A 22951-nucleotide genomic window follows, 5' to 3' on the forward strand; every position below is an offset into this window, starting at 1 on the left:
GCCGCATTCGCCAGCGGCGGCGAAAGCGCCCGGGTTAGATCAGTTCGACGTGGGTCTCGGCGGTGGGCCTGTGTCGGTCGACGACGCGGCGCAGGACGGCGGTCGCGGCGCCCGCGTCGTCCTCGAAGTAGAAGTGGCCGCCGCGGACTTCGCGGTGCTCCAGCGGATGCGCGGTGACGTCCTGCCAGCGCGCGGCGCCTTCGGGGCCGACGTGCGGGTCGTCGGCGGCGACGACGGCGGTCACGGGGACGTCGAGCGGGGGCCCGGGTCGGTACCGGTAGGCCGCGGCCATGGCGAAGTCGCGGTGGAGGGGGCCGAGGAGGAGGGTCGCGGCCGCGGAGCCGCTCTCGATCTCGGGCGGGATGCCGCCGAAGAAGCGGACTTCCTCGGCGAATGCTGCCGGTTCGAGGGCGGCGAGGCGGCGCACGCGTTCGGACGGCAGGAGCGGCGGGCCCGCGCAGCCCGAGACGGTCAGGGCGGCAGGGGCTCGCGGCAGCCGCCGGGCGGTCTCGTAGGCCGTGAGGGCGCCGAGGCTGTGTCCGAAGAGGAAGAACGGTTCGGTGGCGTGCGCGGCGATGGCCTCGGCGGCGTCCTCGGCGAGCGCGGTGAGGTCGTCCGGGCGGGGTTCGGCGAAGCGGTGGCCGGTGCCGGGAGCGCAGACGGCGACGACGCGGACGAGTTCGCGCAGGTCGGGCTGCCATTCGAGGAACCGGTCGGCGCGCCCGCCGGCGTGGACGAAGGTGTAGAGGTTCGGGACCGACGTCGGCGCGTCCCCGGTCTCGATGAACCATCCTCGGCGGCCCGGCATCAGTGTGGTCTCCCTGTCGTTCGCGGAGTCGGAAAGGCTTGGTGCAGGCGGCATCTGAGGCGCCGGCGGTCCGGGGCGCACACGAGCGCGACGGTGTGGCGGCCCGCGGTGAACCGCAGGTGGCGCCACGGTTCCGGCAGGCGGGTCGGTGCGGGGTGGAGGGTCGTGGCTCGGACGCGGGCGGTGAGGCCTTCGCCGGTGGCTTTCCCGTAGGCCTCCTTCAGTGTCCACAGTGCGGTGCGGAGGGTGCGCTGGGAGTCCTTGGGCGCCTGGGCGATGCGGGCGCGTTCGTCGGCGGTGAAGGCGAACTGGCCGATGTCGTCGCCGACGGCGGTGGCGGATTCGATGTCGATGCCGCATTCGGTGCCGTCGGCGATCGCGCAGGCGACGGCGCCGTCGGTGTGGGACAGGTTGAACCGCAGCCGCGAGGCGGGGGCCGCTATCGCGGGTTTGCCGCCTGGGGCGGCGGTGAACCGCCATTCGGCGGCGCCGACGCCGTCGGTCATCGCGCTCAGCGCGCAGCGCAGGAGCGCGTGCGCGGTGAGGTACTGCATCCTGGTGTGCGCGTAGGCGAAGCGCGCCAGGCGTTCGCGTTCGGTGCGGTCGAGCACGGCGAGCAGGCGTTCGCGCTCGCCGCGCCCTTCGACCGGCGGCACGACCCAGACGTGGACGGTCACTCCAGTGTCCACACGTGCTCCTTCGCGGTGGCGGGGTCGCCGGGCCACAGCCGCAGCCGGCCGGTGTCGGGGCGGAGGACGACGGCCGCGACGGTGCGCTCGCGGCGGAGGTCGCCGTTGTCGGGCACGTTGATCGGCCGGCCGGACAGGAGCCGGTGGTGGGCCGCGACGTCGTCGGCGTCGGGGATGCCCGCGGCGAGGACCGCGTCGAGCCGCCGCTTGGACGAGTTCTTCGCGAAGACGTTGATCTCGTCGCGGGCGGTGAGGTCGGCATGCAGGAAATGGTTGGCGTGCACCAGTTCCGGTCCTTCGATGAGCCGCCGCTCCTCCCCCAGCGCCTCGACGCAGACGGCGCGTCCCCCGCCGCAGACGGTGAAGGACCGCGAGCTGGCGAGGTCGAGGCCGCAGAGGATCGCGACCGCGTGGTCGACGTCGTCGGCGGTGTCGAGGGCGTGCCGGATCGCCAGGTACGGCGGCACGCCGGGCCGCCACGTCCCGCCGATGACGAGGTTGAGGCCCACGGCCACCCCGGCGTCGTTGACGCCGAGGTAGCCGAGGAGTCCGGCGAAGCTGAGCACCAGGGAGCGGTGGCGCGGCCCCGAGACCGCGAGCACCGCGATCTGGTCGTCCAGGCCGCCGTTGAGGTCGACGGTCTGGGCCAGCACGGGGCGGCCGCGCACGGAGGCGTAGGTGGTGCAGTCGCCCGCGGTGACGCGGCTGTAGCCGAGGATCTCGCGGCGCAGCTGCAGCAGCCAGGCCTCGTCGCGGTCGATCCCGGCACCCTCGGCGAGGCCGTCGACCTCCTCGGCGAGGTCGGGGAGGGCCTCGGCCACGGCGTCGCGGTGGGCTTCGACCGTGCCGCGCACCGAGTCGAGGTCGATCGACCGGTCGGTCAGGTGGTCGAGGCGGGCGAGCCCGTCGTCCAGGAAGGCGCGGAGGCGGTCAGCGAGGGCGCGCCCGTGCGTTCGGCCCCGTTCGCGGGGCCCGCCGGCGATGTCGACGGTCGTCACGGCGTTCACAGCGACGGGTTCACGGCCTTGCCGCGGTCGCGGAGCTGCGTCTTCACCGACGGCCATTCGCCCGCGAGCACGGAGTAGTAGACGGCGTCCCGCCTGCGGCCGCCCGGCATGGGGTTGAAGCTGCGCAGCACGCCCTCCTCGCGGGCGCCGATCTTGCGCAGGCCCGCGCGGGCGCGCTCGTTGAGCACGTCGGTCTTGAACTCCACGCGGACGGCGTCCAGGTCCTCGAAGGCGTGCTGGAGCAGCAGGTACTTGGCCCAGCGGTTGACGCCGCGGCCCTGGAACTCCACGCCGAGCCAGGACCAGCCGATCTCCAGGCGCCGGTCGGCCTCGGCCATGTTGCCGTAGCTGGAGCTGCCGGCGGCCCGGTCGGCGCCCTTGTCGACGATGACGAAGACGGCGCGGCGCCCGGCGGCGTGGTCGGCGAGCATGGCGTCGAAGAACGCGTCGAAGTCCGCGTCGGAGTCGACGCGGCTGACGAAGTAGTCCCAGATGCCCTCGCCGAAGGCGATCTTGCGCAGCGGTTCGCGGTCGTCCTCGGTCACGGGCCGCAGGCGGACGTGGTCGTTCTCGAGGACGGCGGGTGCGTCCTCGTTCCAGGCGGTGTCGGTCATCGTCGTCATCCCTTCTGGTCGGCGTGGGGACGCATGGCCTCGACGACGTCGCCGAGCGTGCGCATCCGGGCGAGGTCGTCCTCGGTGAAGCGCTCGAGGCCGACGTCGGCGGCCCGGCACAGCGAGGTGAGGAACAGGACCTTGTTGAGCGAGGTGAGCCCGTAGGTCTCCGCGAGGTCCTCACCGGCGTCGAGGGTGGCCGGGTCGGGCCGGTCGCGCAGGACCTGCGCGAGCTGTTCGCGGGCCAGGGTGTCGAGGTCAGCGGGCATGGAGTCCTTCTTTCGGGTCGGCGATGCGGTCGCGGTAGCGCTCGAGGATGCGCCCCCGGATGGGTTTGAACTGGGAGGTGAGGAGTCCGTTGTCGATGGTGAAGGGCTCGTCGGCGGTGATGACGCGGGAGATCCGCTCGTCGGGTTCGGAGCCGGCGTTGACCGCGGCGAGCGCGGCCGCGACGGCGGCGCGGTCGACGGGCCCGGGATGCGGGGAGACGACGGCGACGAGCCCGGTCTGGTTGCGGCAGTATAGGACGCATTCGGCGACGGCGCCGGTGTCGCGGAAGCGGGTCTCGATCGGGCGGACGACGACCTTCTTGCCGTTGTCGAGGACGATGACGTCGTCGCTGCGGCCGTGGATGTACAGGTAGCCGTCCTCGTCGAGGTGGCCGAGGTCGCCGGTGCGGACGAGCCCGCCGGGCTTGAACATCCGCTCGCTCTCGCCTGGCGCCGCGAAGGTGTAGGCGGTGTTGACGGGGTGGTCGCTGCGGACGCACACGACGCCGTCGGCGTCGATGAGGATCTCCTTGCCGGGCAGGGCCTTGCCGACGCTGCCTTCGCGGTGGGCGCCGGGGTGGTTCTTGGTGGCGATGCAGGTCTCGTTGAGGCCGTAGCCTTCGAAGATGGGCAGGCCGGCCTCGGTGAAGAAGCGGAGCATGGCCGGGTCGGCGGGGGCCGAGCCGGTCCACAGGTAGCGGATGCGGGAGCCGAACAGCTCGGCGGCGGCCTTGGCGGCGTCGACGCCGTCGGCGAGCCGTCCTTCGAGGTGGCGCCTGGCGGAGTCGAAGAACCCGGGGACGGCCATGACGACGGTCGGCTCGACGGCGGGCATCACGGCGAACACGGACTGGTAGGTCGTGACGACGAGGTCGTGGCCCCAGCGCAGCGCCGAGTAGAGCCAGTAGCGCTGCTGGAGCAGCGACAGCGGCAGGAACACCAGGAGCCGGTCGCCGGGGCGGTGGTCGAACATGCCCTGGACGTCGCGCAGCGAGGAGTCGATGCTGGCGACCGTGGCTTCGAGTCCTTTGGGGACTCCGGTGGAGCCGGAGGTGAACTTGACGGTGGTGCAGTCCTCCGGTTCCCAAAGGGGCGCATGGATCTCGGGCGGGTCCTCGTCGGCGTGCCGCGCGATCTCGGCGATCGGGCGCACTGCGGGCGGCGCGCCGTCGGGGATCGGGGCGTCGGTGTAGAGCTGGTCGAGCCCGTACCGTTCGACCAGTTCGGCGTCCGGCGTGAACTTGCCGGGTTCGAACCCGGCGGTCTGGGCCTTGAGCATGAGCGCGGCGAGATCGAGCAGGATCCACTCGATGCGGTTGGCGGCGAGGACGCCGATGCGGTCGCCCTCGCCGATGCCGCCTCGTCGCAGGGCCCCGGCGACGGCTCGGGCGCGGTCGTGGAGTTCGGCGAGCGGCATGGCGCGGCGGTGGCCGAGCCCGGCGACGGTGAGGACGCCGTCGTGGGCGGGACGTTCGGCGATGATGCGGTTGAGGATCGATGCGGTCACGGCTGCTCCCGTTCGGTGGTGGCGGTGAGGTGGCCCGCCATGGCGCGCACGGTGTTGAGCGCGAAGATCGCCTCCAGCGGCAGGCCGATCCCGTACTCGGCGCGCACGGCGGTCAGGATGCGCGCGGCGGTCAGGGAGTCGCCGCCGAGGGCGGTGAAGTCGGCTTCGGGGTCGACCTCGGGGACCCGCAGCGTGCTCGCCCACAGCGCGGCGATCCTGGATTCGACGGCGGGGTCGGCGGGCGGGCGGTCTTCGGCTCCCTGTTCGGCGATCGGGACGTCGGCGAGCGCGGCCCGGTCGACCTTGCGGTTGCGGTTGAGCGGCAGCCGGTCGTGCCACACGACCGCGGCCGGGACCATGTAGTCGGGCAGGTCGGCGCGGAGGGCCTCGCGGATCTCGGCGAGCGGGGGCCGGCCGGCGGCGGGGACGAGGTGGGCGACGAGGACCGCCCCGGAGGCGCCCTTGCGGGCCACGACCGCGGCCTCGGCGACCGGGTCGAGGGCCGCGAGCCGGGTCTCGACCTCGCCGGCCTCGATGCGGTGGCCGTTGACCTTGATCTGGAAGTCGGTGCGGCCCAGGATGTCGATCGTGCCGTCGGGCCGGTAGCGGCCGAGGTCGCCGGTGCGGTAGAGCCGGTCGCCGCGGTCGTCGACGTAGCGTTCGGCGGTCAGGTCGGGGGCGCCCCGGTAGCCGGGGGTGACGCCGGCGCCGGCGGCGAGGATCTCGCCGGGGACCCAGTCGGGGCAGTCGTTGCCGTCGGCGTCGCGGATGTGCGCGCGGTTGTTGGCGTTGGGGCGGCCGTACGGGAGCGGCACGTCCGCCGGGTGGTCGGGCGGGATCGGATGCCAGATGTTCCAGATCGTCGTTTCGGTCGGCCCGCCGAGGGAGACGACGCGCAGGTCGGGTCGGGCGCGGTAGAGCGCGGCGGGCAGGTCGGGCGGGATGCGGTCGCCGCTCATCATGACCAGTCGCAGCGAGGGCGGCAGTGACCCGTCGTGGTCGGCGAGCATCCGCACGATCGCCGGAACCGAGTTCCACACCGTCGCTCCGGCGGCTTCGGCGAGCGTCTTCCAGTGCGCGGGGTCGGCGGCCCGGTCGGCGTCCGGGACGACCAGCGCGGCCCCGGCGCTCAGGGCGCCGAAGACGTCCCACACCGACAGGTCGAAGGTGAAGGCGCTGATGGCGAAGAAGCGGTCGTCCGGGCCGATCGCGAACCGCTCGGCGCAGTCGGCGACGACGTTGGCGACGTTCCGGTGGGTCACCATGACGCCCTTGGGTTCGCCGGTGGTGCCCGAGGTGTAGAGGACGTAGGCGAGGTCGCCGGGGTCGGCGCCGGGCACGTCGGGGGCCGCGGCCGCGCGCGGCCCCGCGCGCAGGTCGAGCGACGGGAGGCCGTGATCCAGGTCGTCGTCGGTGAGGACGTGGGCGAGGCGGTCGTCGCGCAGGAGCCGGTCGCGGCGGGTCGAGGGGAGGTCGGCGTCGACCGGGACGTACGCGGCGCCGGCGAGCAGGGCGCCGAGGATGCCGACGATCTGCTCGGGTCCGCGCCGCATCACCAGGCCGACGAGGTCGCCGCGGCCGGCGCCGTTGTCGCGCAGCCAGGTCGCGGCGCCCGCGGCGCGGGCGAGGAGGTCGCCGTAGGTGATCGACGCGTCCGCGGTGATGATCGCGGTCGCGTCGGGGCGCTGCGCGGCGTGCCGCAGGAAGGCGTCGGTGAGCATGGCGGGCGCGAAGTCCCGCTCGGTGTCGTTGGCGCGCTTGCGGGCGCGGCGCTGCGCGTCCGGCAGGAGGTCGAACCGTTCGGCGTCCCAGGCGGTTGCGTCGCAGAGGCGGTGCAGGAGGGTGTCGAGTCCGGCGGTGAGGGCGTCGAGCAGGCCGGGCGGGAAGAGCGCTTCGACCGCGTCGAGGCGGATGACGAGGTCGCCGTGCTGCTGGAGGACGAACACGTCGAGGTGGACCTGCGGGGTCTGGGAGACGGTGAAGACCTCGGGGCCGAACGATTCGAGCGCGGAGCCGTCGACGCCGCCGATGGCGTCCAGTGTGGAGTTGAAGGTGTAGGGCATGGCGGCGGCGCGGGTGTCCGAGTGGTGGCGTGCGAGGTCGCGCATGACGTCGATGCCGGAGTAGTGGCGGTGGTCGAGGTCGGTGCGGAGTCGGCCCTGGAGGGCGCGGGCGCGTTCGGCGAAGGTCCGGGTCCGATCGATGTGGACGGCGACGAGGAGCGGGTCGGAGAACTGGCCGACGGCGGTGAAGGCGCCGGGGTGGATCGGGAGGCGCTGCGAGACGGTGGTGTTGAGCGTGAACGCGTTTCCGGCGCCCCACAGGGACAGTGCCTCGGCCCAGGCGGCGAGCAGCGCGGCCGAGGGGGTGAGCCCGGCGGCCTTGATCTCGCGCTGGAGGCGGGTCCAGTCGTCGGCCTCGAGCACCACCCGGCGCTGGACGACCCGGGTGGGGCCGATCGCGGACGGGTCGGCGGCGAGCGGCAGCCGGGGCGCGGGAGGGAGTTCGTCCAGGCGCGAGCGCCAGTACTCGCGCGAGCGGGCGGAGGCGGGGCCGGCGGCCGCGGCCTCGATCGCCGCCACGTGGGCGCGGAAGGGCATCCGCGGCGCGTCGTCGCCGCCGCCGGTCTCGTATCGGCGGTGCCATTCGCCGAAGAGGAGGAACATGCCGATGCCGTCGACGGCCATGCCGTCGTGGTTGACGCACAGGACCATCCGGTCGTCGGCGAGGACGCAGACCTCGGCATCGACGAGGGGCCCGGTGGCCGGGAGCCTGCGGTGGGAGCGGCGCTCGCGGACGGCGGCGCGGCGCCGGTCCCGCTCGCTCGGGTCGAGGCCGCGCAGGTCCGTTACGGTGAAGCCGGGCAGGGTGGGGGTCTCGGCCTGCCGGTCCTCGTCGAGGACGGCCAGTCGCAGCGCCGAGTGGGCCCGTGCGGTGTCCTCAAGGGACTTTCGCAGTCGGTCGAGGTCCCAGGCGCCTTCGATCTCGTGGTAGACCTGGTTGGCGACGTCGCCGAGTTCGAGCAGGCCGGACCGTCCGACCAGGTAGGCGCGTTGCAGGGGCGTCAGCGCGAAGGCGTCCTCGAACGCGGCCAGGTGCGCGACGAGGTCGGCCTTGGCGGCCTTGAGCCTCGCGACGAGGTCGGGGGTCATGGCCGTCTTGGGGCCTTCGAGCCTGAGGTCGCCGCCCGCGGCGGACAGCGACAGGCCCGCTTCGCGGAGGTCGGCGAGGACGGCGGCGGGAGTGTCGGTCATCGGGTCTCACCTCCGAGTGCGGCGAGCAGGTCGGCGTCGGCCATGCCGTCCAGTGCGGCGGCGAGCGCGCTCAGGGGCGCGTCGGCGAGGAGGGTCTCCAGCGGGACGTCGGCCTTGAGCTCGGTGAGCGCGTGGTACTGGAGGGTGGTCGCGGCCAGCGAGTTCGCGCCGAGTGCGGGCAGCGACAGGTCCGCGAAGTCCGCTTCGAGGCCGAGCAGGACGGCGACCTTGGACCGCAGCCACGGGAGGGAAGCGGGTGTCGCGGGGGCCGCGAAGAAGCGGGTCGAGTCCAATGTGGTCCGGTTGCCGGGCGGGACGAGCTCGACCGCGTCGGGCCAGGCGTCGACCGCGAGCCCGAGCGATGCGGCGAGCCGCTGCGAGAAGCGCGGCATCAGGGGCGCGGCGGCGGTCGCGAGCAGGCGGGCGGCGGCGAGTTCGAGGGCGGTCGCGGTGCGCGCCTCGGAGGACCAGCGGTCGAGGCCGCGCAGGCGCGACTGGAGCCGGGAGAACGCCGTCGCGTCCTCGACCAGGGCGTCGAGGACCGCCGCGGCCCGGCGGAGCGAGAAGCCTTCGGCGCCCAGGGCCGCGGTGGCCTGCTCGAGGCGGTGGGTGAGCCGCGCGAGGAAGTCCGCGTGCTCGGTCGTCCAGGTCCCGGCGTCGGGGACGAGGCCGCCGTGGTCGCTGCGGACGCGCTCGCCGAGGTCGTCCAGCCAGGCCTGCCACTGTCCGATGAGGACATCGGTGACGGCGCGGTCGTACTCGGCGCGGCGGAAGTCGGTGCGCTCGTCCTCGGGACGGGTGCGGCACAGGTAGTAGCGGACCGCGTCCACGGTCTCGGGGCTCAGGATCTCCTTGCCCCAGATGGCGTGGCGGCGGCTGGTGGAGAACTTCGCGCCTTCGAGCAGGTAGAACTCGTTGACGTGGTAGTCGATGTCGGGGTTCCACTGGGGGAACGCGAGCCGGTACAGGACCGGGTAGAGGATCGAGTGGTAGAAGCTGTTGTCGTAGCCGAAGAAGTGGACGACCTTCCAGTCCGGGGAGGGCCGCTCGCGCGACCACTGCTCCCCGAGCCCGGCGCCCAGGCGCTCGATGCCGTGGAGGAAGCCGTAGCTCATCTCGGGCCACACCCAGATGACCTGGGAGGCGAGGTCGTCCTCGGCCGGGCGCACGCCCCAGTCGGACGGGTGGGAGACGGGCAGTTCGAGGCCGTCCCGGGCGAAGACCCGGTGGGCCAGTTCGCGCAGGCGGGCCGGGACGCGCCCGAGCAGGTGGTGGCCCGCGACGGTCTCGGCGAACTCGTGGAGCGGCAGGGTCCAGCGCTCGACCTCGGCCGCCCGCGGGGCGGCGTCGCCGCGGCGCGAGCGCGGCTCGCCGAGGTCGGCGACCAGATTGGGCTCGCCGCACTCCTCGCAGATGTTGCCGCCAGTGGGACCCGAGCACCCCGGGCAGGTCCCCGAGACGTCCACTTCGTACAGGTACTCGCCGCCCTCGCCTTCGACCAGCGCGGGAGTGGCCTTCGGGCGGACGGACCCGGAGCGGACCAGGCGGGTGAAGAAGCGCCGCAGGCCTTCCTCGTAGCCGTCGTCCGTACTCGTCGTGTAGTACTCGTCGACGTCGATGTCCATGGCCTTGAGGGTGGCGGCGATCTCGGCGGAGTAGTGCCGGGCGGCCTCGGCGGGGGTGACGCCGTCGCGCTCGGCGGCGGCCTCCACATAGCTCTGGTAGTCGTCGCTGCCGGTGAGGTGCCAGGCCCGGTTGCCGTTCAGCCGCTGGAAGCGCACGTAGGCGTCGGCGCCGAGGTAGGGCCCCGAGAGGTGTCCCAGGTGGAGGTCGCCGTTGGGGGTCGGCGGGGTGGAGAACACGAACTGGGGGCGCCCGGCGGCGCGGGTCCGGGTCCGGGAGGCGACGGCGTGCCGGGCGCGGGCGGCGTCGCGCCAGTACTGGGTGAAGAAGACCAGGTCGGCCTCGCCGGTGTTGGTGATGACGTGGGATTCGAAGGGCTCGAACAGGACCACGGTGCCGGGCCGGGCCGGATGGACCGCGCCGTCGATGCGGAGCTCGCCTTCGCCCGAGACGATGACGAAGAACTCGGTCTCGTCGTGCTGGTGGCTGGTGGAGCTCGCGCCGGGCGCGACGCGGCCCCAGCCGGCGCCGACGCCGAGTCCGTCTACTGAGGACATGTCGATGCCGAAGGCCTCGGAGAGATCGGATTCGCTGTAGTGGTTCAGGATCATGACTGCCTCCGTCGTTAGCGGTTCGAGGGGTGGGAGGTGGCGGATGCGAGGGCGGCGACGGCCTCGGCGGCGATCGCGGGGGCGAGCCGGTAGCCCGAGCCGCCCGCCGCGCCGGCGAAGACCAGGCCGGGGCACAGCTCGGCGACCACCGGTTCGCGGGCCGGACTGTAGGCGTCGCAGAAGACCCGGCCCGAGCGGCACAGCGGCGCCAGGTTGGGCGCGTGCCGCCGGAGCACGGCCCGGGCGTCCGCGAGGTCCGAGGGGGCGAGCCCGCGCTCGACGGTGTCGGGGTCGACGTCCCACTCGTCGCAGGTGTAGCTGAACAGGAAGTGCCCGCGGTGGTGCAGCGGCAGCACGAAGGCGTCCTCGTCGTCGAAGACGGCCAGGGCGTCGCCGGGGCCGGGGACGGTGTCGAGGTGGGCCGCGACGATCTTCTTGACCCGGAGGCCGAGCGGCGCGATGAGATCGGCCCAGGCCGGATGCGCGATCCACGGGCCTGGGGCGAGCACGACGCGGCGGGCGCGGAGCGTCTCGCCGTGGCCGAGGGTCAGGACCCAGCCGTCGTCGCCGTCGAGGGCGGCGACTTCGACGCCCTCCCAGACGGTCGCGCGCGGGCGCAGGTCGGTGAGGATCGCGCGGGCGACGCCTTCGACGTCGGCGTAGTGGCAGCCGTCCAGGACCCATTCGCGGGTGCCGGGGTCGGGCTCGGTCTCGGCGCCGAGTTCGAGATAGGCGCCGCGGACGGCGTCGGCGCGCTCGGCCGAGGCGCGGACGGTCGCCCGGGTCGGGTGCACCGGCAGGCCGAGTTCGGCGGCGAGGCGCTGCCAGTAGCGGTGGCTGTGCTCGGTCATGGACCGGACGCGCGCGGTCGCGCCGCGCGGGAAGTGGACGCCGGCGGACCGGCTCGTGGCGCCGCCGCCGACGAGGCCGCGTTCGAGGACGGCGATGTCGGCGCCGGGGAAGGCCGCCGCGGCCTCGTAGGCGGTGACGGCGCCGATGACGCCGCCGCCGATCACGGCGAGGTCTACAGCGTCCACTGCGTCTCCCTGGCGTGCTTGGCCGACCACTCGATGAACGACATCGCCGGGTCGGCGGCGGGGCGCCCGCGCAGGCGGTCGGCGATGCGCCGGGCCCGCCAGGCGTTGAGGCTCAGGTTGACGTCGGGCAGGCCGCGCTGGCCGCGCACCGCGTTCTGCACGAAGATGCTCCGGTCCGGCGGGCCGTCCCACTCGGCCGCGAAGTCCTCGTCCACGCGGAACTCGCCGTGCTCGGTCGCCATGCGGTCGAGCAGCGGTTCCAGGAACGGCTTCGGGGCGGGCCGGAAGCCGGTGGCCCACACGACCGCGTCGACCGCGAGGCACTGGGTCTGGTCGGGCTCGTCGTTGTGGTGCAGGGTCAGCTCCCACGCGCCGCCTCCGGCCCTGTCGGCGGCGGTGACGGTCCGGTTGGGCAGCAGCCCGAACCGGTGCTCGTCGCGCTCGATGAACTGGAGCCGGTACAGCTCCTGGTAGATCGCGCGGAGCGTGGACTCCGAGATGCCGTCCGAGGCGAGCAGGTGGGCCGAGATGAGCTCGGACCGCTTGGCCTCGGGCAGCCGGAAGAAGTAGTCGGAGTAGTCGGGCATGAAGAAGTCGTTGGTGAAGGTCGAGTCGTCGATCGGGAAGTAGTTGCGGCGCCGGGAGATCCACACGACGCGCTGGGGCCGTTCGGATTCGGGCCGCGAGAGCAGGTCCAGGAACGCCTCGGCGCCGGACTGGCCGCCGCCGACGACGGCGACGCGCTTGCCGCCCAGGGCCTTCGAGCGGCTCAGGTGCTCGCTGACGTGGAACTGGGTGGGGCCCCGGTGGGGCCGGACGAAGTCGGGGACCCACGGGACGGTGCCGACGCCGACGGCGAGGTTGTCGGCCGTGACGCGGCGCCGGTCGGTGGTGACGTGGAAGACCCCGTCGAAGTCGACGCGCTCGACCGATTCGCCGAAGGCGATGTTCTCGTTGCTCCGCGCGGCCCAGGCCAGGTAGTTGCGGAACTCGGTGCGCGGCACCTCGGCGAACTTGGCGTTCAGGAAGTGGTAGGTCCGCCCGTGCTCGTGGAGGTAGGACAGGAACGAGAACCGGTTGGTCGGGTCGGAGAGGCTCACCAGGTCCTTGAAGATCGACACCTGGAGGGTCGCGCCGGTGATGAGCTGGTCGTCGTGCCAGGTGAAGTCGGCCTTGCGGTCGAAGAACCGGTGCGGCTGCGCGGCGTCGCCGTGCAGCAGGGCCGCCAGGCTGAGGTTGGCCGGGCCGGCGCCGATGCCGACGATCCGGAGGTGGGGCGTCGGATCATCGGATGTCGAATGGTGCTGAGGTGCGGTTCCCACATCGAGTCCTTCCTGTGGGGTACGGGCTCGCGCCCGGGTGGTCGTGCGGTGGGTTCAGGCGTTGCCGGGCCGTTCGGGTCGGGGGACGCAGGTCCAGGCGATGACGGCCGCCGCGAGGGAGGCGGTGGCGACCGCCGGCCACACCAGGGATCCGATGTGGAGGTAGAGCCAGCCGCCGATCAGGGGGCCGAGGGCGATGCCGAGGCTGAACATGAAGTGGAAGCTGCCGAGGTAGTGGGCTTTGAGGCGGGCCGGGCCGGCCTTCGCGGGGTGGGCGAAGAACGCGGGCCCGGAGACGATCTCGCCGAGCGACCAGATGAGGGTCCCCACGATCAGGGCGGCGGGTCCGATGGGGAGCGCGTAGAAGGCCACGCCCGCACCGACCAGGGCGAACCCGGCGGCGAGCACGGTTCGCGCGGCGAGGCGCTGGGTGACCTTGGTGATGGCGAGCTCGAAGGCGATGACGATGGCGCCGTTGACCGACACCGCGAGGGTGTACCAGAACAGGGCGATGCCCACGTCCTCGACTTGGAGCGGCAGCGTCGTCACGTACTGGACGAACACGGCCGAGTGCAGGAACGTCGCGAGCAGGTAGAGGCTGAAGCGCCGGTCGGCGAGGACGGCCGCGTAGCCGCCGCGGGCGTCCGCGGCGGTCCCGGGCTCCTCGGGGACGGCCGGCAGCGCGCTCTTGGCGGGGAGCGTGGCGAAGGCCAGCGCCGCATAGGCCGCGGCGATGGCGGCCTCGCCCCAGAAGACGTAGACGAAGCTCTCGCCGCCGAGGTGGTAGAGCCCGTAGCCGACCAGGGGGGCGCCGGTCGCGCCGAGGTTGAGCCCCAGGCGGTACATCGCGAAGATCATCGTCTGGCGTTCGGTCGGGACCAGTGACGACAGGAGCGTCGAGGAGGCCGGCCGGAAGAGCTGGGCGCAGGCGCTGGCCGCGGCCACGAAGACGAGCAGCAGGAGGTAGTCGGCGATGTAGAGCAGCGAGGCGGTGAGGACCGCGGCGGCGGACATGCTGATGACGGTGGCGGCCCGCGGTCCGAGCCGTTCGGTGGCGGTTCCGCCGAGGAGGGCGCCGACGACGGCGCCGCCGCCGTAGCAGCCGACGGCGATGACGGCCTGTTCGGCGGAGAAGCCCTGGTGGGTGAGGTAGAGGACGATGAAGACCTGGAGGAAGCCCGAGAGGCGGTTGACGGTGACGCCGGCGAGGATGACCTTGGCGGCGGCGGGGCTGTCGCGGAAGGTCTCCCAGACGCGGGGTGCGGGGGGTGCCGGGGCGGGGGCGGTCACGGGATGCTCCTAGGACACGACGATGTCGATGGCGGACCGGACGCGGGCTTCGATCTCGTCGAGCCCGTCGGTGTCGGGGGCGTCGATGAGGAAGGCGACGGCGCGGTCGTCCGAGGAGTGCAGCGGCCCGAGGGTCGCGCCCTTCTCCCGGTGCACGAAGACGGCGCGGAGGGTCGGCGGGTCGTCGGCGGCTCCGGGTGCGGTGCGGGGCCACAGGTCGGTCTCGCCGATCCAGGAGGCGGTGACGCCGGGCCAGTCGAGCCGGACGTCCTCGAGGACGCCGTGGGGGTGCTCGAGGTAGACCTGGCGGGCGACGCGCCGGGGCCGCGGGTACTCGGCGGGTTCGCCCAGCGCGATGCGGATGATCTGGTCTTCGAGCGGGCGGCCGGTCGCGAGTTCGTAGAGCGGGAGCAGGCCGTCGCCGGGGGTGCGGGCGGCGATCTCCATCAGGCGCGGCGTCCCGGTCGGGTCGAGCCGCCATTCGGAGTGGGTGATGCCGTCCTCGAAGCCGAGCCGGTCGAGCACGTCGGCGTTGGCGTCGAGCAGGGCGCCGTTCGCGGGGTCGGCGCCGCCGACGGTGTGGGACAGCTCCACGAAGGCGCGGCTGCGGGTGTCGTTGGTGGTCTTGGCGGTGACCGAGGCGAAGACGCGCCGCCCGCCCTGGCTGAGGGTCTCGACGGAGTATTCGGGACCGGTGACCTTCTGCTCGATGAGGAGGGTCTCGTGGTCGGGGTAGGCGGCGAGTTCGCGGGCGATGTCGGCGGGCTCGTCGGCGGAGACGACGCCGGAGGAGGAGTGGCGGGTGGCGGGTTTGAGCACCGCCGGGTAGTCGAGCGCCCCGGGGTCGAGTCCGTCCCTTTCGGAGGGCGGGACGATGAGCGAGGCGGGGCTGTGGCGGTGGAGGTACCAGCGCTGGAGGTACTTGCTGCGGCAGACCCTGGTGGCGCGCAGGCCGGGGAAGGGCAGGCCGAGGGCGTCGGCGATGATGCCGGTGGGTTCGACGAGGGTCTCGCCGACGGCGTAGGCGCCTTCGATGCGGTAGCGCTCGCGCCAGGCCGCGACGGCGGCGACGACCCCGGAGTTGAAGGACGCCTCCATGTCGAGCGAGCCGCTCACGTAGGCGACGTCGTGGATGAGCGAGGCGGGGCCGTCCTCCTGGGCGCGGACGGCCTCGGCGCGGTCGCGGAAGCCCTCGGGGGTGACGACGAGGATCGACAGATCGCGGCGGGCGAGTTCGGTGAGGTACCGGGGGCTCCGGCAGATCACCCAGAACGCTCCGGTGAGGATGAAGGCCCGGGGGCGGTCGGCGGTGGTGGTCATCGCTGTCCTTCCTGGTCGGTCGAGTGGTGGGTCCAGGGCAGGCCTTCGGCGGCCAGCCGGTCGAGCCAGCGCCGGGCCGCCGCGGTGTCGGCGGCGGCGCGGTGGAGTCCGGGACCCGCGGTGCGGTCGAGGATCGGTGCGAGGCCGCACGCGAGGGAGGTCGCGACGCAGCGGGCCATGGCGGTGTCGGCGTCGTCGCCGGTGACGTCGAGCGTGTAGCGGCCGCGCCAGTGCGCGCCGTCGCGCCGGGCGTCGAGGGAGACGGCGAGGACGACGCGGTCGCGGTCGTCGGGGGTGGTCGGATACCGTTCGGCCAGTTCGTCGGCGAGCGCGGCGAGCCGGTCGCGGTCGCCGGAGTCGACGACGTCGAACACGCTCTTCCAGGCCCGCTTCCAGCCTTGGGGGCGGAGCGTGCCGCGCACGAAGGACTCGGCGGTCCAGTCGTCGGGGAAGCCGTACTGGGCGATGAACTCGGTGCTGTCGCGGTTGGGGTAGACCTCGAAGGCCTCGCCGTCGAGGAGGTAGTCCTCGCAGCCCTCCCAGGGGCGCGGGGTCTCGCGGACGGTGCCGCCCTCGACGTACCGGGCGGGGCTGGCGAGCGCGGTGAGCACTCCCATCGGGGCCCAGCTGAACTGGTAGCGGAACTCCCCCGGTTCGTCGGGGATGCCGCCGCAGTGGGAGGCGAGGGAGTAGCGGACGGGGCCGTCGCCGAGGTGCTGGCGGGCCCGGTCGAGGAGGAGGTGGGCCATGAGGTGGTCGATGCCCGGGTCGAGTCCGGCTTCGGTGAGGACGGCCAGGCCCAGTGCCGCGGCCTCGTCGGCGAGCGCGGCGATTTCGGGCGAGGTGTAACTGGTGCAGGCGAAGTGGGCGCCGGCGTCGATCGCGGTGCGCAGGAGGCGGGGGTGGTGGGCGGCCGGGAGCATGGAGACGAGGACGTCGCCCGGTTCGAGGGCGTCGGCGAGGTCGTCGGTGTCGAGGCCGCGCACGGTGATCGGCGCTGCGACGCCGAGCGCGTCGAGGCGGGTCCGGGCGCGGTCGCGGGTGCGGCCCCACAGGACGACGTCGGCGGCGCGGCCCAGGACGGTGAGTCCGGTGCGGCCGGTGGACAGGCCGGTGCCGATCCAGTGGACGGTGCCGGTGGTCGGGGCGATGCGGTCAGACACGGTCGAGCTCCTCGTCTCGCAGGGCGGTGCGGTAGGCGCGGCGGCTGCGTTCCCAGGCGTCGCCGTCGGGCAGGTGCGGCAGGTGGGGGGCGAGCTGGGCGGAGAAGTCGTCGCTCGCCTCGCGCGGCAGCAGCGAGGGGAGGTTGTCGATCGCGATCACCGCCGGTCCGTCGGCGATGGCGCGCACGGGGTGCTGCCAGCCGGTGAGCCGGTCGTAGACGGGCAGGAGGTGGGCCGGGGAGCCGACGTCGCAGGTGACGTCGACGATCAAGGACAGGCGACCGGCGCCGTCGAGGTGTTCGGGGGCCAGCAGGACCGGGCCGGGTTCGGTGAGGCCGACGGCGTTGACGAGGATGTCGTGGTCGAGGATCGCCCGGCGGTCGAGGCGCGCGGTCTCGGCGACGTCCCACAGGGTCGGTTCGACGCCGATGCGTTCCAAGGCGGCGCGGGCGCCGCGGCCGCAGCGTCCGAGCGCGCCGACGATGAGCACTCTCGGTGCCGCGGTGGGCGGGCGCAGGGTCCGATCGAGTTGATCCTTCGTGGTCGGTTCCAGCGGCGGGACGAGGTCGCCGTTCCAGTGCCGGATCGCGAGCGCGGCGCCGACGTATCCGGCCCAGTGGCCGAAGGCGGCGAGGCGCCGCCCGCGCTCGTCGGTGAGGTGTTCGAGGTCGAGGATCTCGCCGCCTCCCCGGGCGAACCGCGCCAGGAGCGCTCCGGCGCCGGACTGTCCTTTATAGGCGTGGGCGAAGTAGAGGTGGCGGCCGCGGATCGGATCGTCGCCGTCCGGCAGGCTCTTGATGCCGAGGATGCAGGCGTCGGCCGGGGCGTCGGCCCAGGAGCCGGGGGGTGCGATTCGGGCGCCGGCGGCCCGGTAGTCCGCGATCGGATGGCAGCGCGCGGGCGACGCTTCGACGGTCACCGCCGCTCCCGATGCGATGAGCGCGGCCGCCGCGGCGGGGGCGAGCGGGGTGCGGCGCTCGCCCGGGTGGGTCTCGGCGCGGAGCCACACGTGGAGGCCGGTCATGCGCCGCTCCCTTCGAGGACGGGGATGCGGGCGTTCGGGGACGGCAGGTAGCGGTGGCGCTGGGGCAGGTCGCGCGGGGTCCATCCGGCGGCTTCGGCCTCGGCGACGATGGCGGCGGCGATCTCGACGGCGACGGCGCGGCCGGGGCAGCCGTGCCGCCCGGACCCGAATGTGAACGAGACCGGTTGCGGGCGTGCGGGGTCGAAGTCGTGCGGGTCGGGGTTGACCGCCGGGTCGCGGTTGGCGGCGGCGAGGACCAGCAGGACGGTCTGTCCTGTGTCGACGGTCTGCCCGGCGTGGGTCCACGGCTCGTGGGCGAAGCGGCGGGTGTTCTGGATCGGCGCGTCGTGGCGCGCGACCTCTTCGACGAACGCGCGCAGGTCGTCGCCGCGCTCGTGGCGGCCGAGCGCGAGGAGCGTGGCACCGACGAGCCCGGCGGTCGCGTCGTACGTCTGGGAGAGCACGCCGACGGCGTTCGCGAGCGCGGTCCGGCGCGGAACGCGGTGCGCGGCGGCGGTCTCGGCCAATCGCGCGGCGAGGCCGTCCCCTTCGGCGGCCCGGGCGAGGAGGGGTTGGAGTTCGGCGGCGGCATCGGATGCGGCGGCGTGGTCGTCGGCGGTGGCCGACGCGGGGATGCAGCGCACGAAAGCGGCGGTGAGCGCGACCGAGCGGCGCACGTCCGCCGCGGGGACGCCGCTGAGGGAGGCGACGGCGGCGACCGGGACGCCGAAGGCCAGCTCGCGGTAGTCGAGGCCGCGTTCGAGCGCTTCGCGGGCCGCGATGCGGGCGGCTTCGGCGACGGCCTCGGGGGCGGTCTTGGACAGCACCGTGACGAGGGCGCTCTTCAGTTCGGCGGCGGCCGCGTCGTCCCGCATGCGCACCAGCTGCCCGAAGACCTCGCCGGCGGCGGTGTCCGCGATGGGCGCGGGCACCTCGTTCCCGCTGGGCCGCACCCGCAGTCCGGGGGCGTCGAACGCGGCCTGGACCGCCTCGGCGCCGGCGGCCGCCCAGGCGCCGATCTCGGCGTCGAACGCGAAGGGGCGCTCGGCGGTGAGCCCGGCGTAGTACGGGTACGGGTCGTCGTGCTGGATCGCGCTCAGCGGTGTGGTCATGGGGCCTCCCGGTCGGTCGTCGTCGGTCACAGGGATTCGGCGATGCTCATCTGGAGCACCTCGGACGGTCCTTCGTAGATGCGCAGGGAGCGGACCTGGCGGTACAGCCGCTCCACGGGGCTGTCGGCGACGAGCCCGGCCGCGCCGAAGATCTGGACGGCCGCGTCGACGATCTCGCCGGCGGCCTCGGTGGCGTAGACCTTCGCGGTCGAGGAGGCCTCGGCGTAGTCCTCGCCGCTGTCGGCGGCCCAGGCGGCGCGGGCGGTCAGCAGCGACGCCGCCGACAGCTTGACGCGCATGTCCGCGAGCGAGGACTTGACGAGCTGGAGGTCGGCCAGGCGGCTTCCGAAGGCCCTGCGGCCGCGGGCGTGGTCGAGCGCGAGGCGGAAGGCGCGGGCGGCGAAGCCGACCGCGGCGGCGGCGACGGTCATGCGGGCCCGCTCGAGCACGTCGAGGGCGACCACGTAGCCGCGTCCGCGTTCGCCGAGCACCGCGTCCGGACCGACGCGGCAGTCGGTAAAGGCGATCTCGGCCCACGACCGGGGCGCGATGGCGCCGATCGGCGAGGCCTTGAGGCCGGGGGCGTCGCCGGGGACGAGGAACGCGGTGAGCCCGAGCGGGCCGGGGCCGTCGCCGGTGCGGGCGAGCACGACGAGCACGTCCGCGATGTCGCCCTGGGCGATCCAGGTCTTGGCGCCGTTGAGGACGAAGCCGTCGCCGTCGGGCGCGGCCTCGAGCGCGACGGCGGCGAGGTCGGAGCCCGCGCCCGGTTCGGAGAGCGCGAGCGCCCCGATGCCGGTCCCGGCGGCGAGGCCCGGCAGGTGGCGGCGGCGCTGCTCGCCGCTGCCGTAGCGGGTGACCGCGGCGGCGCACAGCTCCTGAATGGAGTAGACGTAGTCGGCGAGGTCCTCGTGGTAGGCGAGGACCTGGCGCCGGACGCACAGCGACCGCAGTTCCGTTGCGGGGCGGTCGGTGTCGAGGTGGCGCAGCCATCCGGCCGCGCCGATCTCGGCCAGCAGCGCGCGGCACCGGTCGGCGGGGCCGGCCGGGCCGGCCCAGTCGCGGCCGGAGCACCAGCGGTCGAGGCGTTCGGCGAGGTCGCGGTGCCGGTCCTCGAACAGCGGCAGGCCCAGCACGTCGGGGTCGAAAGCGGTGGCAGGGGTCATGGCGGCGCTCCTCAGATGACCAGTTCGGCGGACGGTTCCGGCGCGGCCCTGAGCCGGCCGACCAGGTCGCCCTCGAGGTGGTACGCGAACGAGGCGTAGCCGCGCCACACCCGCCGCCAGCGCCGGCGCACCTCGTCCTCGCCGCCGTGGCGGGCGACGTCGTCCAGGTGGACGTTGACGAGGTCGACCGACTGGCGCGCATGGCCGGCGGAGAAGTTGTCGATGGTCAGGTGCGCCTCTTCGTAGACGGTGTCGAAGCCCCAGCGGCGCAGTTTCTGGATCTCGTGCAGGCGCATCTCGCCGAGGCCGAGCATCTCGATCCCGAGGTTGTACCCGATGATCTCGTCGTAGCAGGCGTCGGGGAACAGCGCCAGGCTCAGCTGGTGGATCGGGAAGGCGTAGACGTCGGGCAGCTCGGCCTGGTCCTTGAACGCCTCGCTGCGCAGGTGCGGGAGCGTGATGTCCATGCTCTCCAGGACGCGGCGGATGAGCGCGACGTGGTTCTTCGCGACGTCCCCGCGGCCCATCTCGTCGGCGTGGATGCCCAGCAGCATCCCGTCGGCGCGGCGGTCGTAGCGGCCGAGGCCGCCGATGCGGTGGACCCAGGCGCCGTCGATCATGCTGCCGAACGCGGTGAGCTTCTGCCCGAAGACGACCTCGTCGCGGTCGGGGACCGCCTCCAGCTTGCGGTAGGGCTCCACGAGCTTGCGCCAGTAGATCGCCTCGGCCCGCTCCAGGAGCGCCTGCGGGGTGTACTCGAACCAGGAGGCGTCGGTGTAGCGGCCTTCGCTGCCGTGCTCGAACAGGATCTCGGCCTCGGCCAGTCCCTGCTCGGCGCGTTCGCGGGCCGCCGGGAGGACGTTCGGAAACTGCTCGGCGTTGACCAGGCGGTAGAACAGCTCCCGGTCGTCCAGGGGGCCGGGCGCTTCGAACGCGATGCGGCCGGGCGCGGGACCCGCGGCGACGCGGTCGCGCCAGCGGCCCGCTGCCGCGTCCCCGGCCGTGTTGGGGGACAGCGTGATCGGGCCGCGCTCGCCGGCGTCGACGGCGTCGATCCACGCGGCGAGCGTCGCGGCCTCCTCGGCGTCGAAGATGCCGAACATCGGCCCGCCGAAGCGGATCGCCTCCAGGAGGCGGACCGTGCCGTCGGCGCGGGGGCTGACCTGGCGGGAGGCGGCGAGGGCGTCGAGGAACCCGGCGAGATCGGCCCGCTCGGGGTCGGCGAACCAGTCCGTCAGGAGCCTGCCGCCGATCTTGACCTGCTTGTGCTGCTTGCCCGCGAACGGCATGTGGCGGGCGATGACCGCGGCGGCCTTGTCGTCGATCGACTGGCGCTGCGCCCAGGTGGCGAACGCGTCGGCCAGGTCGAGCTGCTCGTCTTCGAGGGCGAGGACGGCCGCGACCGCGCGGGTGCAGCGCCGCCAGTCCGCTTCGCCGGTGCCCGAGTCCTCGCACAGGCTCCGGTACCGGTCCAGGACGTCGCGCAGTTCGGCTTCGGGGAACGGCGGTTCGCGATCGAGCCACACGTCGTCGGCGCCGAGGAGGAAGTAGGCGCAGTGGACGCCGACGACCTCGGGCAGCCGCGTGCCCGAGAGCAGGGACAGGGCGGCGTAGAACGCGCCGTGGACGGCGGTGAGCGGGCGGGACTGCGCCCGCTCGGTGAAGTCGGCGGCGCGCAGGGCGGGCAGGTGGACGCCCGCGGCCTCCAGGGAGCGGCGGCGCACGGCTTCAAGGGCGTCGGCGACCACGCCGTTCCCCTTGAGCGCCAAGCGGTGCGCACCGAGCAGGTTGACGATGACGGCCGGTTCGGTGGCGGGCTGGGAGACCATGTCGAGCCAGGACCCGGCGATCAGGGACAGCGGGGCGCGCTGGCGCACGAGCTGATGCCGCATCGGGCCGCCGCGGTGGCGGTCGAGGCGCGCTCGGACGGTGTCGCGCCGTTCGAGGATCAGCGCGACCGGGTCGCCTTCGATCTCGGGCGCCGCGTCGAGGACGGCGTCGGCGATCCGCAGCGACAGCAGGCGGGCCTTCTGGGATTCGGCGTCGGCGAGGAGGCGCTCGAACCACACGCGGGGACCGCGGGCGAGCACCGCCTCGGCGGCGTCGGCGGCTTCCGGGGAGAAGCGGTGGGGTCGGATCGGGAGGGAGGTCGTCGTGTCGAGGCGCGGCTGGTGGTCGGCGTTGCGCATGGTCCACTCCGGTGGTTGTCTACTGCGGGGTGCGGGTCGGGGCGTGGCGGTGGAGGAGCACGGCGGCTCGGATGCCGGGCACGCTGGACGCGAGCAGGTAGGGGGCGCCGTCGCGGAGCGCGCCGGCGTCGGCGAGGTCGGCGAGGTTGATGAGCGGGTCGGCGCCGAAGCAGTGTCCGAATCGGGTGATGTTGTCGAGGTGGAGCTGATGCGGGGCGAAGCCCGCCTGCGCCTCCTTCAGGGACACCAGGGGCAGGTAGAGGTTGTTGTGGAGGACGCGGGCGATGTCGCCGGGCGCGACGCCGGTGGCGCGGTGCAGCCGCTCGTTGACCGCGACGGCGAGGTCGGCCGAGATCTGACCGCTCCGGCCCCCTTCGGCCAGGTCCTGGGCGGCCGCGGCGGCGGCGATGCGGAAGCCTTCGCCGCGTTCGTCCGCGGTGACCAGGCAGCTCGCGGCGCCGTCGGAGAACAGCGCGAAGTTCTCGATCCGGTCGGGTTCGTGCTCGATCCGGTCGGCGGTGACGACGAGCGCGGTCCGGGTCTGCCCCGAGTCGACGGCGGCGCCGGCCGCGCGGAGGGCGAGCAGCAGGTTCGCGCACCTGCCCAGGCTGATGCCGGTGACGGCGGCGCGGCGCAGCCCGAGTCCGCGCACCACCCGGGCGGCGAAGTCCGCTTGGGCCTCGATCGAGGTGGGGAACGCCGTCGAGCAGAGGTAGAGGTCGTCGATGTCGTCGGGGTCGACGCCGGCGGCCGCGATGGTGGCGCGGCCGGAGGCGACCGCCAGGTCGGCGGTGTCGCGTTCGGTGCGGCGGATCCGGCCCCACCCCCAGAGTTCGGCGACGGGCGCCATCTGGAGGGCTTCGGCCCGCTCGCGCCAGCCTTTGACGGCGTCGTAGGGCTCGGTGATCTCCCCCAGGACGTACCGGGGCGCGCTGAGGTGTGCCAT

The 22951-nt window shown here is 73.8% G+C and carries 18 protein-coding genes; all 18 read right to left on the reverse strand.

The genetic code is table 11. The annotated features are described in order from the left end of the window. Positions 1-34: 34 nt before the first annotated feature. The 18 genes from BLQ63_RS17630 to BLQ63_RS17715 are packed head-to-tail and all read right to left on the reverse strand — an operon-like array spanning position 35 to position 22951. Positions 35-808, reverse strand: a complete 774-nt coding sequence (locus BLQ63_RS17630) for a thioesterase II family protein (protein ID WP_177154991.1) — start codon at positions 806-808, stop codon at positions 35-37. Continuing rightward, entirely contained in the window at positions 808-1497 is a 690-nt protein-coding gene (locus tag BLQ63_RS17635; RefSeq protein WP_143014974.1) for a 4'-phosphopantetheinyl transferase family protein, read from the reverse strand. Before BLQ63_RS17635 ends, BLQ63_RS17630 begins: the two co-directional genes overlap by 1 nt. Continuing rightward, positions 1482-2504: a C45 family autoproteolytic acyltransferase/hydrolase gene (locus BLQ63_RS17640; protein WP_218125324.1), complete on the reverse strand. Its 1023-nt coding sequence runs from the start codon at positions 2502-2504 to the stop codon at positions 1482-1484. Before BLQ63_RS17640 ends, BLQ63_RS17635 begins: the two co-directional genes overlap by 16 nt. Further along, the gene (locus BLQ63_RS17645; RefSeq protein ID WP_091038445.1) at positions 2501-3118 is read right to left on the reverse strand and encodes a GNAT family N-acetyltransferase; all 618 of its coding nucleotides are present in this window, start codon (positions 3116-3118) and stop codon (positions 2501-2503) included. Before BLQ63_RS17645 ends, BLQ63_RS17640 begins: the two co-directional genes overlap by 4 nt. A 5-nt stretch (positions 3119-3123) precedes the next feature. Next, the gene (locus tag BLQ63_RS17650; protein WP_091038152.1) at positions 3124-3387 is read right to left on the reverse strand and encodes a hypothetical protein; all 264 of its coding nucleotides are present in this window, start codon (positions 3385-3387) and stop codon (positions 3124-3126) included. Further along, positions 3377-4894: an AMP-binding protein gene (locus BLQ63_RS17655; RefSeq protein ID WP_218125325.1), complete on the reverse strand. Its 1518-nt coding sequence runs from the start codon at positions 4892-4894 to the stop codon at positions 3377-3379. Before BLQ63_RS17655 ends, BLQ63_RS17650 begins: the two co-directional genes overlap by 11 nt. Then, entirely contained in the window at positions 4891-8148 is a 3258-nt protein-coding gene (locus BLQ63_RS17660; RefSeq protein ID WP_091038154.1) for a non-ribosomal peptide synthetase, read from the reverse strand. The genes BLQ63_RS17655 and BLQ63_RS17660 overlap by 4 nt, the downstream gene beginning before the upstream one ends. Further along, entirely contained in the window at positions 8145-10382 is a 2238-nt protein-coding gene (locus tag BLQ63_RS17665; RefSeq protein ID WP_091038156.1) for a class I tRNA ligase family protein, read from the reverse strand. The genes BLQ63_RS17660 and BLQ63_RS17665 overlap by 4 nt, the downstream gene beginning before the upstream one ends. Before the next feature lie 14 nt (positions 10383-10396). After that, entirely contained in the window at positions 10397-11419 is a 1023-nt protein-coding gene (locus BLQ63_RS17670) for an NAD(P)/FAD-dependent oxidoreductase (RefSeq protein ID WP_091038158.1), read from the reverse strand. Continuing rightward, positions 11407-12741, reverse strand: a complete 1335-nt coding sequence (locus tag BLQ63_RS17675; RefSeq protein WP_091038161.1) for a lysine N(6)-hydroxylase/L-ornithine N(5)-oxygenase family protein — start codon at positions 12739-12741, stop codon at positions 11407-11409. Before BLQ63_RS17675 ends, BLQ63_RS17670 begins: the two co-directional genes overlap by 13 nt. A 54-nt stretch (positions 12742-12795) precedes the next feature. Next, complete coding sequence (locus tag BLQ63_RS17680; protein ID WP_091038164.1) at positions 12796-14031, reverse strand: MFS transporter; 1236 nt, start codon at positions 14029-14031, stop codon at positions 12796-12798. Positions 14032-14040: 9 nt separating this feature from the next. Further along, positions 14041-15351 carry an ATP-grasp domain-containing protein gene (locus BLQ63_RS17685; protein WP_091038167.1) on the reverse strand — a complete coding sequence of 437 codons (1311 nt, stop codon included), beginning with the start codon at positions 15349-15351 and terminating at the stop codon, positions 14041-14043. Then, positions 15348-16514 carry a saccharopine dehydrogenase C-terminal domain-containing protein gene (locus BLQ63_RS17690; protein WP_091038168.1) on the reverse strand — a complete coding sequence of 389 codons (1167 nt, stop codon included), beginning with the start codon at positions 16512-16514 and terminating at the stop codon, positions 15348-15350. The genes BLQ63_RS17685 and BLQ63_RS17690 overlap by 4 nt, the downstream gene beginning before the upstream one ends. Further along, positions 16507-17538, reverse strand: coding sequence for a Rossmann-fold NAD(P)-binding domain-containing protein (locus BLQ63_RS17695; protein WP_091038171.1), 1032 nt, complete (start codon positions 17536-17538; stop codon positions 16507-16509). Before BLQ63_RS17695 ends, BLQ63_RS17690 begins: the two co-directional genes overlap by 8 nt. After that, positions 17535-18650, reverse strand: a complete 1116-nt coding sequence (locus BLQ63_RS17700; RefSeq protein WP_143014975.1) for a cytochrome P450 — start codon at positions 18648-18650, stop codon at positions 17535-17537. The genes BLQ63_RS17695 and BLQ63_RS17700 overlap by 4 nt, the downstream gene beginning before the upstream one ends. Before the next feature lie 26 nt (positions 18651-18676). Next, positions 18677-19816 carry an acyl-CoA dehydrogenase family protein gene (locus tag BLQ63_RS17705; RefSeq protein WP_091038175.1) on the reverse strand — a complete coding sequence of 380 codons (1140 nt, stop codon included), beginning with the start codon at positions 19814-19816 and terminating at the stop codon, positions 18677-18679. A gap of 11 nt (positions 19817-19827) precedes the next feature. Next, a complete protein-coding gene (locus BLQ63_RS17710) occupies positions 19828-22005 on the reverse strand; it encodes an iron-containing redox enzyme family protein (protein ID WP_091038177.1) in 2178 nt (725 codons plus the stop codon). A 19-nt stretch (positions 22006-22024) separates the two neighbouring features. After that, positions 22025-22951, reverse strand: a complete 927-nt coding sequence (locus BLQ63_RS17715) for a hypothetical protein (protein WP_091038180.1) — start codon at positions 22949-22951, stop codon at positions 22025-22027.

This window comes from Glycomyces harbinensis (assembly GCF_900101745.1).
GTDB lineage: Bacteria > Actinomycetota > Actinomycetes > Mycobacteriales > Micromonosporaceae > Glycomyces > Glycomyces harbinensis.

What these genes read in the sequence shown, in the direction of transcription:
- BLQ63_RS17630 (WP_177154991.1), bottom strand. Translation starts at nt 808, where the DNA reads ATGCCGGGCCGCCGAGGATGGTTCATCGAGACCGGGGACGCGCCGACG.
- BLQ63_RS17645 (WP_091038445.1), bottom strand. Translation starts at nt 3,118, where the DNA reads ATGACCGACACCGCCTGGAACGAGGACGCACCCGCCGTCCTCGAGAAC.
- BLQ63_RS17650 (WP_091038152.1), bottom strand. Translation starts at nt 3,387, where the DNA reads ATGCCCGCTGACCTCGACACCCTGGCCCGCGAACAGCTCGCGCAGGTC.
- BLQ63_RS17660 (WP_091038154.1), bottom strand. Translation starts at nt 8,148, where the DNA reads ATGACCGACACTCCCGCCGCCGTCCTCGCCGACCTCCGCGAAGCGGGC.
- BLQ63_RS17665 (WP_091038156.1), bottom strand. Translation starts at nt 10,382, where the DNA reads ATGATCCTGAACCACTACAGCGAATCCGATCTCTCCGAGGCCTTCGGC.
- BLQ63_RS17685 (WP_091038167.1), bottom strand. Translation starts at nt 15,351, where the DNA reads ATGACCACCACCGCCGACCGCCCCCGGGCCTTCATCCTCACCGGAGCG.
- BLQ63_RS17695 (WP_091038171.1), bottom strand. Translation starts at nt 17,538, where the DNA reads ATGACCGGCCTCCACGTGTGGCTCCGCGCCGAGACCCACCCGGGCGAG.
- BLQ63_RS17700 (WP_143014975.1), bottom strand. Translation starts at nt 18,650, where the DNA reads ATGACCACACCGCTGAGCGCGATCCAGCACGACGACCCGTACCCGTAC.
- BLQ63_RS17705 (WP_091038175.1), bottom strand. Translation starts at nt 19,816, where the DNA reads ATGACCCCTGCCACCGCTTTCGACCCCGACGTGCTGGGCCTGCCGCTG.
- BLQ63_RS17710 (WP_091038177.1), bottom strand. Translation starts at nt 22,005, where the DNA reads ATGCGCAACGCCGACCACCAGCCGCGCCTCGACACGACGACCTCCCTC.
- BLQ63_RS17715 (WP_091038180.1), bottom strand. Translation starts at nt 22,951, where the DNA reads ATGGCACACCTCAGCGCGCCCCGGTACGTCCTGGGGGAGATCACCGAG.